A 13,250-nucleotide genomic window follows, 5' to 3' on the forward strand; every position below is an offset into this window, starting at 1 on the left:
CCCACCGCGACCGGTGGGGCCGTTCGCGTGTCAGCGACCCTGTGGCAGAACGTCGTAGCCGGTCAGGGCGTTGTCCTTGGACAGCGTCGGGCCGGGGACCAGCTGGCCGACGATGGCCCATGGCGCGAGCTTCGGCGCGGCGGGCAGGCCGAGTATTCCGGCGGTTTCCGCATCCGGGATGCCGTAGCGCACACCGTTTTCCGCGACGTAGAACAGGCTGCCGCGGCGCGGGCTGGCCGGCTCCATACCGGTGATCCGGACGTATTCGCCGGTGGACGGCGGAACGTAGGCCATATCGAGGTGGTCGCCGACGCCGTCGGCATTGGCCAGTTCGACCGGCTTGTCCGAATCGTTCAGCGGCAGACGGGATCCGGCCAGCAGGCTCACCGCGGCGCGATCGGTCGGGCCGTCGGCGACGCCGCCGGACTGCTGGGTCTTCGACCAGTACACGCAGGCTACCGGGGCGTCCTCGGCGGACAGGATCCTCGGCGCGGTCGCCGGGAAGTGATCGAGCGGAAGTTCGTGCAGCACCGGCATATTGGTGAGCACATCGGGCGCCACCGTCTTGATCTCGCGCATGCCCTGCGAATTCGCGGTGCGCAGCACCTGCGCGGCGAACTCGCCGATGCGCTGCACACCGTCGGAGAGCACGACGAACAGCTGGGGTTGATCGCCGCGGCCGACGCCGCCGACCGAGATGACGCCGCCGACCGGCACATCGGCGAGCTTGCCGGGGCCGGGCTGACCCGCCTGCGGGATATCCGGCGCGACCAGCGGCGGCTCGGCCTCCGCGGCGTTCAGCAGCCCGGGCCCGACCGGACGCGGCCGCACCCCACCGAGATTCAGCGAGCGGGCCATCACGGAATTATCCGGATCGATCTCGGCGCGCTTGCCGTCGTACACCAGGTAGGTCTTGTCCTGCCTGCGCACCAGCAGGGCCTGGTCGGGGGCGGTCGGCTTGATCCGCTCGTTCAGCACGGGCCTGCCCGCGAGCACGGCGCTGACCACCCCGGGCGACCCGAGCGCGCTACCGGTGCTGGACAGCTGCACCGTCTCGCAGATCGACCAGTCCGATCGGTCGGGCGCACCCGAGCCGGGCAGCGCGGCGGGTGCGCCGGGAATGCCGACCATCGGGCCGCGCGGCAGATCGGAAAGTTTGTTCTCCTTCACCGAATTCGGTGATTCGCTGCTGCCGCTGATCAACCGGGCCGAGGCCAGGTTCAGCACTGGATGCAGCACCTTGTTCTTGTCGGAGTCCTCGATGACGACGTAGAGCGCGCCGCTGTCCTTGCCCATGATGATCTTGGAATCGCCGATCGCGCCCTGCGGCCGCAGGAACGACAGGATCGCCATACCCGCGACGACCAGGATGCCGAGCACCGCGCCGACGATCATCGAGCGCGACTGCGAACGCATCGGGTCGTGCAGCATGCGCACATCCCGGCGGACCAGCGCGTGGTCGAGCCGTCGCAGCAGGAAACGGTATCCATTGACCTGGGCTCTGGTGGTCAGCTGAGCCGGCACGTGCGCTGTTCCGCCTCTCCGCGTCTTCAGGCCAGACTTAGGTGCGCCATGAGTCGCGCTGGCGACCGGCGGTCGGGTGGCGTGGCACGTCGGCCCGCACCCGATGAGTTACCCATGTCCATGCGAAATCAGTTGTCAGGCTAATACCGTACCGCGAACATTGTTGTGGCGCGGTACTGTATTGCCGAGAGGAACCCGGCAGCGCCGGTTATCAGTATTTCGAACCAGGCGAATATGCGTGAACGAGGCCGTGAACGAACCGGAAAACTCCGAGAACACCGCGCTGCGCGATCCCGAATTCTGGCTCTTTCGCCAGATTCCGCTGCGGCTTGTAGTCCCGCTCGGCCTGCTCGCGGCGCTGGTCTCCTGGGTTGCCCTGGCTTTGCGGGCACCCGTCTGGGCGGTGGCGCTCTGCGGTGCCGTCGTATTCGCGCTCGGCGCGGCGCCGGTCCGTAAACGCAATCCGCGCAACCTCGTCGGCATGTTCGCCCGCTGGCTGGCCTTCCGCTCGCGGCGCACCAAACCGGGTCCGCAGGACGCCGGGCCGGACGCGTTCGACGTGCCGCTGCCCGAGGGCGGCAGCTACGGCGTGCGCTGGGACGGCGATCTGCTCACCACGATGATGCGCATCGACCCGCCGCCGGATGCGATGACGCTGCTGCGGCGCGGTTCGCTCAGCACCGACCAGGTGCTTCCGCTCACCGAAATCGGTAAGTGCCTCGGACAATTCGATATCCGGCTGGCCTCGATCGATGTGATAAGCACCGGTTCGCGGACGGTCGGTCACGCCCCGGTAGCCCAGCTGTACGACCGGATCCTCGGGCCGCTGCCTGCCATCGCGCATCGCACGGTGTGGCTGGTGCTGCGGCTGGATCCGCTGGCGAACGCCGAGGCCGTCGACAACCGGGGCGGCGGCGGAACGGGCGCGCTGCGCACCGCGATCATCGCGACCCGCCGGGTGGCCAATCGGCTTGCCGCGCTCGACATCTCGGTTTCGATACTAACCGCGGCGGAGATGAACTCGGCGGTGCGCAGGCTCACCAGGGGCGTCGCGCTCGCGGATTTCATCGAGACGCCGAAATCCCTCGTGCACGGCGATATTCACCTGACCAGCTATGAGATCGGCCCGGAGCTCATCGGCGAGCGCGGCTTCGCCGATATCTGGGCGACGCCGTCACTGGGCACAACGGTGACGGTGCGGCTGCGCCCCGGAGAGCGCGGCGTCAACGAGCAGCGCGACGGCGCGCCGCCGCCGATCAGGTTGGGCGCCTTGGTCCGTTTCGATACCGTGCGGCCGCCGGACGAGCCGCCGGTACCTGGGCTGCGCACGCTCCCGGGTAGGCAATACCGGGCATTGCTGGACTGTCTGCCGGTCCAGGGGGGCCGCGGTGATACCGCGAGTGCGGGCGACTACCGCGGGCCGCTGACGGCGCTCAGCGGAATCGCGCTACCCACCGCGGGATGCGGGCAGTTGATCGGCGCGGACGATCTCGGCCAGGGCATCGCGGTGCCGCTGATCGGTGACGGCACAAGACATCTCGAGGTGATCGGCAAGCTGGACCTGGCCCAGCAGGTGATCCTGCGCGCCATCGCGCTCGGCGCGCACACGGTCGTGCACACCGACCGGCCCGAGGCGTGGAATTCCATGGTCGCCAATGTCGGTGCGCCGCATTCGATCTCGCTGGCGCCCAGGTACGCGGGTGGCGCGGGCCAATACCAGGCGCCCGCATCGCAGCCGGGCGGCGGTGGACGCACGTCGACCGTCGTGGTGTTCGACGGCATCGCGCCGACCATGCTCACCGGCGGCGCCACCATCGTGCACATCCGCGCGCCCGAGGCCCCGCCGGGGCCGTTCGACGCCGATATCGTGCTGATTCAGGATCCGGCCGCGCCGAACCTGATCACGGTGCGCACCTCGACCGCGGCGGCGACGGTGAATATGGTCACCACACCCGACGAGATGTGGTACATCGGCGAATCGCTGGCCGCGGCACGGTAATTCGGAACGGACGACAACGGCCGGCCGGAGTTCGGGAACTCCGGCCGGCCGTGTGGGGGGCCACCTTGTCAGTGGCCGCCGAAACCCTCGCCAACGTTCTTGTCGACCGACAGCGCCCTGTGCAGCGCGTGCTCGACCTGCTGGGAGATTTTGGTCAGCGGCACCACGATGTCGTTGTGCCAGTTGTTGGACCAATCGTCGAAGACCGGCTTGAAACCGTCGATGAAAGCCGCGTTCTCCCCCCAGACCGACTCCAGGTGCTTGCCATAGTTCTGGCAATGCTCGTGCTCGGAGCCCAGAAGGCCTGCGTGCTTATTCAGTTCCTGGTACAGCGGCTCGATGTACTTGGGGTCATACAACATGCTGTCGTCGTCGGCGACCATGTCTGCTCCTTCGTAATAAATCTAGTTGTTCGTCAGGGAGTGTCAGATATTCAGCAGGCCGCCGCCCGACTGCTGCACTTCGGTTTCGGCGATATCGTCCATATTTCCGTACTGCTGGCTACCCGACCTGACCTGTTCACCGATAGCGTCGAGCTTTTGCCGCATCGTCTCGGCATTGGTGTGAAACTGATCGGCAACGCCGTAAAAGGCGGTGGCTGCCCGTCCCTGGAAGCCGGGCTTGGCCGCGTCCACATGCTCCTCGATCGCCTTCAGGAGCCCCTTCACATTCTCGACGGAATCGAGCATCTGCTTGCCGGCGAGCAACGCTTGGTGACTATTTCTTACTACTGCCATGTCACACCTTCCTTTTGAAAGTTGTTGTGATGGAAGGTGACGCCCGAACGGCATCACCCGAGTGCGAGATAACTGCTTTTGTGCACCCCTCTTGGATTACTGCGGCAGCCACCTCCCCCCGGGCAGGAGCTCGATCAGCGCCGAAATCGCCTGCGCGATCCGGTGATCGGTGCCCGGTGTGACGGTGGACCAGACCTGCTGGTCCTGGGCGATACCGGGCGCGGCGACGATGCGACCCCGCTCGGTGTCGTACACCGCGACCGCACCGGGCGGCCGGGTGGTTACGCCGTCCTCGTGGATACAGGCCACGATTTCGGCGTAGGCATGGCAGGACGCGAAGGCGAGTCCGTATGCGGGAGCGTCTCTTTCAGCGACTCCGAGCGCGTATACCGCGTCGGTGAAGTCGGCCGAGGTGCGCGCCGCCGAAAGTCGCTCGCTCAACTCGTCCGACGGTGCGCTGAAATTCACCACATCAGCGGGCTTTCCGGGGCCGAGCGCATCCAGCAGCGGGCGAATGAGCACCGCGCCGGACCCGTCGGCCCACACGGTCCGGATATCGAAGTCGTCGCCGGTGCGCACGGCGAGCGCATGCTGTTCGCCGCGCCGGGCCACGCAGATCCGGACCGGCGCCGCACCGGTGAAGACCCTGGCGATCAGCTCGGTATCCGGCTGGGCCAGGGTGAACAGCGCGTCGGCGAGTTCGGGCGTGACCTCGCCGTACCCGTCGATCAGGCCCGCGGCCTTCAGCTGCGTTTCCGCATTGCGCTGTGCCTCGGTCCAGGCCTCGAACGAATCCTGTTGCGGGCCAACGGAAAGCACCAGCGGCAGGGTCTGCACGCCGAGCCGGTCGGCGAGGGCGAGCAGGCCGTCGTTGGTCACGGTGGTCACGCGCCACCCCCGGCGGTGGCCTGCCCGGTCTGCGTCGGCGGTTCCGGCGCGCCGAGTACCGATGGGGCCGAGACGATGCCGAGCTCGGCGCCGATGGCATCGGTGCGCTCGACCGCCGAGGCGCGCGGCTCGTAGTCCTGCTCCTGCGCCGACAGTATGCCCGCGGCGCCGGGGACCATCGCACCGGGCGGCAGAGCGGCCGCCGTCGTGGCCGCCGCCTGATTCGTGATCGGAACCGTATGGTGCTCGGCCTCTTCGGTGGTGTGCGCGGCCTGCGCGTACACCGGCGCGCGGTAGGCGGTGAGCGTCCGTGGCGGCAGCGGGATCTGCGGCGGGGCGAACCCGCCGACCAGGCCGACCGGCATGGTCCCGGTCGGCACCGTGGGCTGTGCTTGCGCACCGGCCTGTTCGGCCGCCAGCGCGACCGGCGTCGCCACCGTCGGCGGCCGCTCCTGCTGCCACGGTATCGCGAGCGGTTCGGTGGCCGCCTCGTAGGTGCGCATCACCCGCGACGCGGCCGCCTTGGCCAGGTCGGCATCCGAATCGGTCTGTGCGGCAACGGCTTTGATCGGCGCGCCCAGCGCGGCGCCGATGGATTCCAGTGCCCGCTGTGCCTGCTGGATGGCCTCGATATCGAGCGCGTTCGGCATGGTCAGCCGCGCGAGTTGGTATGCGGCGGCCTGCTTTTCGGCGTGCAGCGCATTCTCGCCCGCCGACCGCGCGGCATCGTGCAGCCAGTCGCGCAGCGTCGAAATCTTGTCCAGCACAACGCCACTGGTATCGGAATCCCAGGCGCCCTGCAGGGTGTTGATGATCTGGTCGTACTCGATCCCCGCCGCGGCGAAGCTCGCGGCCAGCCGGGTCCAGGTGGCCCCGGCCTCGGCCATCGGAATCGCACCCGGACCGGTGGTCAGTTCGCGGGTGAGCCGGTCGGGCTCACGCGCCTCCCAGACGACGCCGGTGAAACCCGGTTGCGGTGGTTCGATCATCGCGGCTCCGTATTCGCCTTCCAGGTTCAAACGGCTTCCGTGCCGCCGAGCGCCTCGGCGCTCTCGGTTTCCGCGCGGCCGAAGCTGTCGGCCTGCGCCCGCAGCGTCGCGGCCAGCTTGCGCAGTTCGTGCACGCCCGCCGTGGCGCTGTCGGTGTACGACCCGGCAACGTCGTTCATGGTCTGGGCCGCCCGCAGCGACACCTCGTCGATGCCGGACGGTGCGACGTGCAGCGTCTGCACACCATCCTTCAGATCGTTCTCCAGCCGATCGGCCAGCCCGTCGAGCCGGAACGCGGCGTCGCGCGCCGCCGTCGCGTCGAAACGCACACCGGTAGTTGCCATGACGGCCTCCTCAGAGCGTCAGTTCCTTGTCGGGCGGTGGTTCGGTGACGTGCTCGGCCGCACCGACCACCGGCAGCGAGACCCCGTCGATGTTGCCGACTACCTCGTCGCCGTGCTGTGCGGTGATGAGGTGGCTCGGCACCGTGCCCGCGTCGCCGCCGCGCGCGGCCGCCGCCGCACCGGCCGCGCCGCCCATCGGCATATAACCCGGCGAGCCCGACGCCGCCGCCGTCTGCGGATTGATCACCGGAGCCCGCATCGCCGCGGATTCAACTGTGGGCGAAGAGCTTCCGAGTCCACCGGGCAGGGAACCCGCGGCGTTGGTGCCCCACGGGCTCAGCGGCGTGGCCACCGGCGCGACACCGGGACCGCCGCCGAATTTGACCGCACCGGGGCCGGGGCCGCCCGCATGCGCGATATCGCCCGCCCGCAGCTTGTCCTCTTTGAGCTTCGCCGCTTCGGCGTCCTTGTCCTTGGTCGGATCGACCTTCGGCGCGAGCAGCGGCGCCAGCTGTGTCGCACTTTGCATACCGCTCTGCGCGAACTGCATCAGCGGCTGCACCATCTGCATGAGTTGCTGGATGTCCTGCGCCGACGAGCCGACTCCGCTGGGCGCGTTGGTGATCATCCGCTTGCGGCCCGCCCGGGTCATATTCGCCGAGTGCCCGAGCATCTCGAGTTTGGTCTTGGCTACCGTCGCGGTGGCCTCGGCCAGGCTCTCCGCGGTCTGCGCGATCAAAAAGTATTGTCCGCCAGGCGTTCCCAGCAACGGAGACGATGCGATCATGGTGGCGATGTATTTCGCGATGATCGCCGCGAGCAGTGCGCCGCCGACCGCGACGGAAGTGGCGGCCTCGCCGAGCACCCCCTTCTGGTCGATGCCCTGCTCCGCGACATCGGCGCTGTTATCCGCCGCCTGCCCGGCCTTGGCCGCGGCCTGCTGCGCCGCCTGACCCTGCCAGAGCTGCATGACCATCTGCAACGCCTGCATGCCCAATTGCGTTGCGGTCTGCAGGCCTTGGGTGATGCCGGTGAGCGCCTGGGTCGGGTCGATGCCCTTGCCGCCCGCCGCGTTGAGCACGCCGGTGCCGAAGGCGCTCTGCAGGTCGGTGAACGGGCGGGTGAGCGCGCTCAGGTCGATGGTCGGCATCGGGGGCATATCCGGAAGTGGCGGCAGCCCTTGAATTTGCGGAAGCGGGCCGAGGCCCATATCCCGCAGGATGTCGTTGACCGGACGATCGATGAGCGGCGCGAGCGAGCTGCCGCGCAGCAACTCGAGGATCGAGTGGTCCAGTGGCGCCGTCATACGATTCGGGTGCTGATCGAATCGAATTCGCCGGACTGGGCGATCTCGGAACCGTCGTATGCCCCGGCGCCCTCGAGCGCGGCCTTCGCGGTGCCCGCGTAGACATGCGCCAGCTCCAGCACGGAGCTCACATGGTTCGCCTGCGCGTAGGCGAAGGAGGCCAGGAACTCCTGACCGATGAGGCCGAACACCGGAACGGCCGCGGCCATGGTCGCGGTCTGATCGAAGGCGCCCGCGGTGGCAACACCGGCCGCCATGGCGGCGGAGGCGCCGCCGTATGCGCGAATCGCATCAGTGTGTGCTACGACTTCGCTCATCGAATTCCCCGATCCTGTAATACATTTCACTAACAATGGGAAGATACCAACCGCGCTGCGAGCGTCGGAAGGAAATTTGCACAAACTTAAGGTTCGCTGACAAAAAAGTGACGGACCCCGCGTGAACGCGCGATGTCTATCGATGAACAGGCGATACTTATTCGGCCATCTCCTCGTTGAACGCGGTGATCAGCTCGGCGCGCTCGGTGAACGCCCGCCGCGCCGCCGCATGGGCGGTCTGCACCAGCGTCCGCTCGAACACCTCCGGCGACATACGCGAAATCGCCTGCGAGAACTCGAGATCTACGAGAGCGCCATTACCGTCGACGGTGGCGGTGATCGAACCGTCCTCCGCCGTTTCCTTGCTCACGACGCCGCCCATGTCCTCCGCGAGATCGCGCAGCCGGTACAGCCGTTTCTGCACGCTCGCCATCAATTCGTCCATGGTCTCGTACAAGGCGACTCAGCTCCTCCCTAAACCGAGCGCAGCCAACTCTGTGGCTCGGTTTCGTATTCTGCTTCCTGCGCGATCTCTTGGCGAGCCACCTCTTCTGGGGTCGGCAGGCCCATCAGCGCGAGCGAACTCGCGGGCACCCCCGCCGCCGCCAGTTCCGTGCGGCGCGCGATGCCCGCCCGGTTGGCCGCCTGCTTGCACAGGCGCAGGATTTCCGACGCCAACTGCTGCGGGTCGCCCTTCAGCTCCGTCGGCTCGATCGAAACGCCAAGTGGCAGTCCCTGTTCCGTGGTGCGCACGGAGATGGCGCCGGTGCGTGACGCCGCGGTCCACTCGACCGGGCCTGGCTGTTCCTCAGTCATAGCGACTCCCTTCCGCACCCTTCATCTTCGCGCATCACCGGCGCGTCGGCACGCCCTCAATCCTGCTATTGACGGCGATGACGTATCGATGACACGGCTACACCCGCTCATCCTTGATGGCCCGAACCATCTCGGCCAGTTCGGTATTGATCAGTGCGACCATGCGCCGGGCGTCGGCGCCGACGGCCGTCACCGGATTGCCGGGCACCAGCGCGTACCGGCCGTCGTCGGTGAGATCGCGCCATTGCAGGAACCTGCGCACCTTGCCGCGCGGCCCGAATCGGGAGTAGGCCTGTTCGAGCTCGATGGTTCCGGTCAGGGTGGTCGGCGCGTTCTCGAACCAGGCCGCCCGTGTGACGACGGTGTCCTCGAAGGAGTCGAGTACGGCGGATTGGCCGTATTCGTAATCGATTTCGTCGGTGCGCGGCGCGGCGAGCACCACATCGGGCTGCTTACCCGGCTCGGCCTTCGGCAACGCATCGACGATCGCGTCGGCCAATCCCACCGCGGTATGTTCGGTGATGGTGAAAGCATTGGCGTGCCAAGTGGTTTCACCGATCTCCTGATTGATCAGGAAGGCCCGGTCGCCCTTGCGGGCGCCGAGCATCCTGATGCAGCGCCGCGGATTGTCCGGCCGCACCCCGTCCAATCCACGTACCAGGATGCGGATATCCGGCCGGGCGATGTCCTCCAGAACCGGCGTCAGCCAGTTCCCCCAGCGCCGCCGCAGCTCCGATCGCACCGCGCGCAGTTCACGGTCGTGTTCGTCCTTGTACCGGGCGCGCGCCGTATAGGAGAGCGGCGGCGGGACGTACTCCTCGTTCAGCTCGGTCCAGGCGGCCATGAACTCGAGTCCGGTCAGGCGGAACCTCTGCAAGCTCTGAGTCATTTCTCCACAACGGGTTTCGCGACTACCGGCGGATGACCGAGCGCCTCCTCGAGGTGGTCGTGGTGCTTGAGGTAGTCGGGGGTCTTGTGATCCTTCTCCTGGCCGTTCTGGCGGGCCGCCGCACCCGGCGCGCCCGAGGCGCCCGGTGTGCCCTGCGCGGTGCCTGCGAGCCCGGCCCGCGTGATCGCTCCCTGAGCCGTGCCGTTGACGGTGGCGCGCGGGAACAGCTTGGCGGCCTGCTGCGCCTCGCGGGACAGCGGGGTGAGGCTCGGTACGCCCTTGCCCGGGCCGGGGCCCGGGCCGCCGAGCTTGCTCAGCTTGCTGGGGTCGAGCGTGGAAGGCAGCCCGGCCGCAAGGTTTTTCGCCTGATCCATCAGGCCCTTGTCGTACTGCTGTTTGGCCGCGTTCAGGCCCTGGTTCAGCGCCTGCATGCCCTGATCCAGGCCCTGCTTCGCCGCATCCAGGCCCGGGCCGGCCGGGACGGTGTTCGGGCCGCCGTTCGGATTGGCGGGATTGCCGTCCGTCCCGGGGCCCGGCGCGCCCTGCTTCGTCGGATCCTGCGCGTTTCGCGCGTCCTCCCAAGCCTTTCGGTCCGCGGCGTTCTGAGCCTGCAGATCCGCGGCCTCCTTGCGCATCCGGTCCGCCTCGGCCTGCGCCGCCGGGCTGAGTCCGGGGCCGCCCGGTCCGGGACCGAACGCACCCGGGCCGGGGGGACCGGGCGGGCCGGGCGGACCCGGATCCTGGTTGACCGGGGAGAACGGATCGTTCAACACCGCGATCTTGGAGTCGGTGTGCGAAAGTCCCGGCAGATAAACACTGTTCATCGCGGAGACGCCCGAGGCTTTCATCGCCTCGTCGAAGCGAGCCTTGTAGTGCGCCGGTGTTTCGCTGGGGTGCGGGTCGAGGCGCTCGATGCCCGAGCTCAGATCCGTGCTGAAGCCGGACAGCCATCCACCTGTGTAGTTGAGGATGCTCCCGATGCTCTGCATGCCGTAGCCGAGATCCGCACCCTGCTGGCTGTACGCCTGCGTCGCCGCGCGCGCTCTCGGGGCGCCGGACGGGCTGTTCCAGCTGCTCGACAGATCACCAGCCTGCTTGCTGAGCGCATCGAATTGGGTCTGAACTATCTTGCCGAGCCAGGTCCAATGCGATCCGGCATTCTGCGCCGCCACCCACGGCTGCGTGGTGACCATATGGGACAGAATGCTGTCGTACTCATCCGGCGAGATCTTGGTCGGCTCCTCGCCCTGGATTGTCGCTTTGTCGAAGTCGCTACTCGAAGCGGTTTTCAGGTCGGCCGGGAGCGATCCGTCCTTGTCCTGTCCCGGCCAGATCGGCGTCGGGGTGTTGAACTGGTCGCGCTCCGGCTTCGGGATGGCCGACTTGTCCAGCGTGACCGGACCGGAGGGGATGCCGTCACGAATCTTGTCGAAGTCGTACTTACCGTAGTCGTCCGCATCCTTGTACGCCTTGGCTGCCGCCAGATACGTATCGGTCATATCGTCCAGGTACTGCAGCTGATTGGCCAGCGTCTTGTGCAAGCCCTGTGCCTTGTCCGAGAACCTCTGGGCGAGCTGACCGCTGGAGCGCAGATCGGTGAAAGGGTTGAGGTTATAGACGTTCTCCAGCTCGGACTGCACAGCCTTGATGTACCGCTTGACATCACCGATCGTGTTGACCATCTGGGTGACCGACTTGGGGTCGAACCTCAGCTTTTCGGACTCGATCAGTCCCTGTAATGTCTTCCAGTCATCCGGAGGTTGCGGCTTCCCATCATCTGCCATCGATCGACTCCCGACTAGCTCGGCGCTACCCTGTGCCGGGCATATGCCCACTCTCTGACATGTTTACACGGATCCGTCCGAATCCAGCGCCCCATATTCCATGACTTGACACTCGCTTAAGGTTGATCAGCATCGAGACTGTCCCGGTACCGTACGAACATTCGGTTACCGCGGCGTGAATCACCGCCGATCCGCGAGTTGTCCGGCGTAGTGGTCGCGCAGCGCGATCAGCCGCGCGGTGCTGAACCGGCCGGGTTCGCGCTCGTACAGCGCGCGTCCGTCCAGGGAGGTGAAGGCCTGCTCGGGTACCCGGTCCGCGGACGGCGGAACGAATTTCAGCACCTCCTCGACCGCGGCGAGCGCGGTGGCCAGCGCGTGCCGGGCCGAGTGGGCGGCGTCGTCGTCGAGGCCGGACCGGTCGGCGGGCGCCTGTCGGGCGGAGATATCCGAATACCACAGCCACACACCGGGATCGATCAACTGCGAGGGATCGTCGCCGCCGAAGCGCACCGCGTCATCGGGCGGCGGCAATATTTCGTCGGGCAGCCGGAACCGATAGGCGCGTTCGGCGCCGCAGCGCGGACAGGTGCCGGTATATCTGCTCGCGAGCACATCCCCGGAATAGACGACGGAACCGCGGAAGCGGCACCGAGTTTCACCGCAGTCCGGGCACGGCTGCAACTCCAGGAACAGATGCGCCTCGGCATTGGTGCGCGCCAATGGCAGGGTGTCGGTCACAGCGGTCTCCTCGATTCTTGTGGAAAGCGTTGGGCCGCACTGTCTACAGTAGTGCTGACCGCGACGGCCGTTCGCGCTTGGAGGATGCGATGTGGGAAAAGGTGTTCTATGAAATATCGATTGCCGCGGCGCGCCAAAACGGCCTGATCACCACGGCACAGGCGAAACGGGCCGGCGCCGACGACGCCGCGCTCGCGCATTTCGCATCGGTTGGTCTGATGCACGAGCTCGACTGGTCGGTGCATCAGATTTCCGCGAGCACCTACGGCATGCAATATGCCTTTCCATATGCGGCCTGGCTCGCCGTTTCGCCGGAACTGTTCGGCTGGGAACGTCCCGACGCCATCGAGAAGGATGTCGTGGTCTCGCACGAATCCGCCTGTCAGGTACTGGAACTCGGGGTCATCCGGACCACGGGTATCCGGCTGACCTCGGCGGTCGAGCGGGTCACGCCGCGCGCGGTGCTCATCAATATCGCACCGCTCACCCCCGACGACGTCATGATCCACCGCGGCGTGCCGGTCACGACGCCGCACCGCACCATTCTCGATCTCGTCGCCGACCGAACCAGCCGTGAAGATATCGGGCGGGTGGTCGCCGACGCGGTCCGCCGCGATCTGGTGGATCTGCGTATCCTCTTCGAGGATCTCACCGCCATGGCCGACATTTACGGATTGCCCACCGGCGGTGAACATTTCATCGATTATTTCCTGCCAGACGTGCGGCCGGAATCGTTGTCGGCGCAGAATCTGCGCACGTACGTCGAATTGCGTTATCCGGAACGGATAGCCGGAATCCGGCCCGAGGTGGATCGAATTCTCGAACTGTTCCAGCCCGCGTACGATCCGGCCGAACCCCGCGACAACCGGATCGGCGCGTATATCGCCGCGGAAATTGTCGCGAAGTTGGGCTGAAAAAC

General features: G+C 67.0%; 15 protein-coding genes. 2 read left to right on the forward strand and 13 right to left on the reverse strand.

All coding sequences use genetic code 11. The features are described from left to right. Positions 1–30: 30 nt before the first annotated feature. Positions 31–1,524, reverse strand: coding sequence for a type VII secretion protein EccB (gene eccB / locus LGY53_RS29015; protein ID WP_225729874.1), 1,494 nt, complete (start codon positions 1,522–1,524; stop codon positions 31–33). Positions 1,525–1,762: 238 nt separating this feature from the next. Between eccB and eccE the strand changes: the two genes are divergently transcribed. Further along, the gene (gene eccE / locus LGY53_RS29020) at positions 1,763–3,523 is read left to right on the forward strand and encodes a type VII secretion protein EccE (RefSeq protein ID WP_225729875.1); all 1,761 of its coding nucleotides are present in this window, start codon (positions 1,763–1,765) and stop codon (positions 3,521–3,523) included. A 68-nt stretch (positions 3,524–3,591) separates the two neighbouring features. On the opposite strand, the gene LGY53_RS29025 is transcribed toward eccE, so the two are convergent. From LGY53_RS29025 to LGY53_RS29080, 12 genes are all read right to left on the reverse strand, one after another. After that, positions 3,592–3,906, reverse strand: coding sequence for a hypothetical protein (locus LGY53_RS29025; protein ID WP_225729876.1), 315 nt, complete (start codon positions 3,904–3,906; stop codon positions 3,592–3,594). A 42-nt stretch (positions 3,907–3,948) separates the two neighbouring features. After that, positions 3,949–4,260, reverse strand: a complete 312-nt coding sequence (locus LGY53_RS29030) for a WXG100 family type VII secretion target (protein ID WP_225729877.1) — start codon at positions 4,258–4,260, stop codon at positions 3,949–3,951. 96 nt (positions 4,261–4,356) lie between these two features. Then, positions 4,357–5,148: an ESX secretion-associated protein EspG gene (locus LGY53_RS29035; protein WP_225729878.1), complete on the reverse strand. Its 792-nt coding sequence runs from the start codon at positions 5,146–5,148 to the stop codon at positions 4,357–4,359. Continuing rightward, complete coding sequence (locus LGY53_RS29040; RefSeq protein WP_225729879.1) at positions 5,145–6,137, reverse strand: PPE domain-containing protein; 993 nt, start codon at positions 6,135–6,137, stop codon at positions 5,145–5,147. Before LGY53_RS29040 ends, LGY53_RS29035 begins: the two co-directional genes overlap by 4 nt. Before the next feature lie 26 nt (positions 6,138–6,163). Continuing rightward, a complete protein-coding gene (locus LGY53_RS29045; RefSeq protein ID WP_167472169.1) occupies positions 6,164–6,481 on the reverse strand; it encodes a PE family protein in 318 nt (105 codons plus the stop codon). A gap of 10 nt (positions 6,482–6,491) precedes the next feature. Further along, a complete protein-coding gene (locus tag LGY53_RS29050; protein WP_225729880.1) occupies positions 6,492–7,787 on the reverse strand; it encodes a hypothetical protein in 1,296 nt (431 codons plus the stop codon). After that, complete coding sequence (locus LGY53_RS29055; protein WP_225729881.1) at positions 7,784–8,104, reverse strand: hypothetical protein; 321 nt, start codon at positions 8,102–8,104, stop codon at positions 7,784–7,786. The genes LGY53_RS29050 and LGY53_RS29055 overlap by 4 nt, the downstream gene beginning before the upstream one ends. Before the next feature lie 157 nt (positions 8,105–8,261). Then, positions 8,262–8,561 (reverse strand): YbaB/EbfC family nucleoid-associated protein, encoded by a 300-nt coding sequence (locus LGY53_RS29060; protein WP_225729882.1) that lies wholly within the window; start codon positions 8,559–8,561, stop codon positions 8,262–8,264. A 17-nt stretch (positions 8,562–8,578) separates the two neighbouring features. Beyond that, positions 8,579–8,920 (reverse strand): hypothetical protein, encoded by a 342-nt coding sequence (locus tag LGY53_RS29065; RefSeq protein ID WP_225729883.1) that lies wholly within the window; start codon positions 8,918–8,920, stop codon positions 8,579–8,581. Positions 8,921–9,017: 97 nt separating this feature from the next. After that, positions 9,018–9,809 (reverse strand): ESX secretion-associated protein EspG, encoded by a 792-nt coding sequence (locus tag LGY53_RS29070; RefSeq protein ID WP_225729884.1) that lies wholly within the window; start codon positions 9,807–9,809, stop codon positions 9,018–9,020. Beyond that, positions 9,806–11,593, reverse strand: coding sequence for a DUF4407 domain-containing protein (locus tag LGY53_RS29075; protein ID WP_225729885.1), 1,788 nt, complete (start codon positions 11,591–11,593; stop codon positions 9,806–9,808). Before LGY53_RS29075 ends, LGY53_RS29070 begins: the two co-directional genes overlap by 4 nt. Positions 11,594–11,773: 180 nt before the next feature. Beyond that, positions 11,774–12,331, reverse strand: a complete 558-nt coding sequence (locus tag LGY53_RS29080) for a hypothetical protein (RefSeq protein ID WP_225729886.1) — start codon at positions 12,329–12,331, stop codon at positions 11,774–11,776. Between the two features lie 89 nt (positions 12,332–12,420). On the opposite strand from LGY53_RS29080, the gene LGY53_RS29085 reads away from it, so the two are divergent. Further along, positions 12,421–13,245, forward strand: coding sequence for a hypothetical protein (locus tag LGY53_RS29085; RefSeq protein WP_225729887.1), 825 nt, complete (start codon positions 12,421–12,423; stop codon positions 13,243–13,245). Positions 13,246–13,250 lie beyond the last annotated feature (5 nt).

The organism is Nocardia sp. JCM 34519.1 (assembly GCF_020361265.1).
GTDB classification, from domain to species: Bacteria; Actinomycetota; Actinomycetes; order Mycobacteriales; family Mycobacteriaceae; genus Nocardia; species Nocardia arthritidis_A.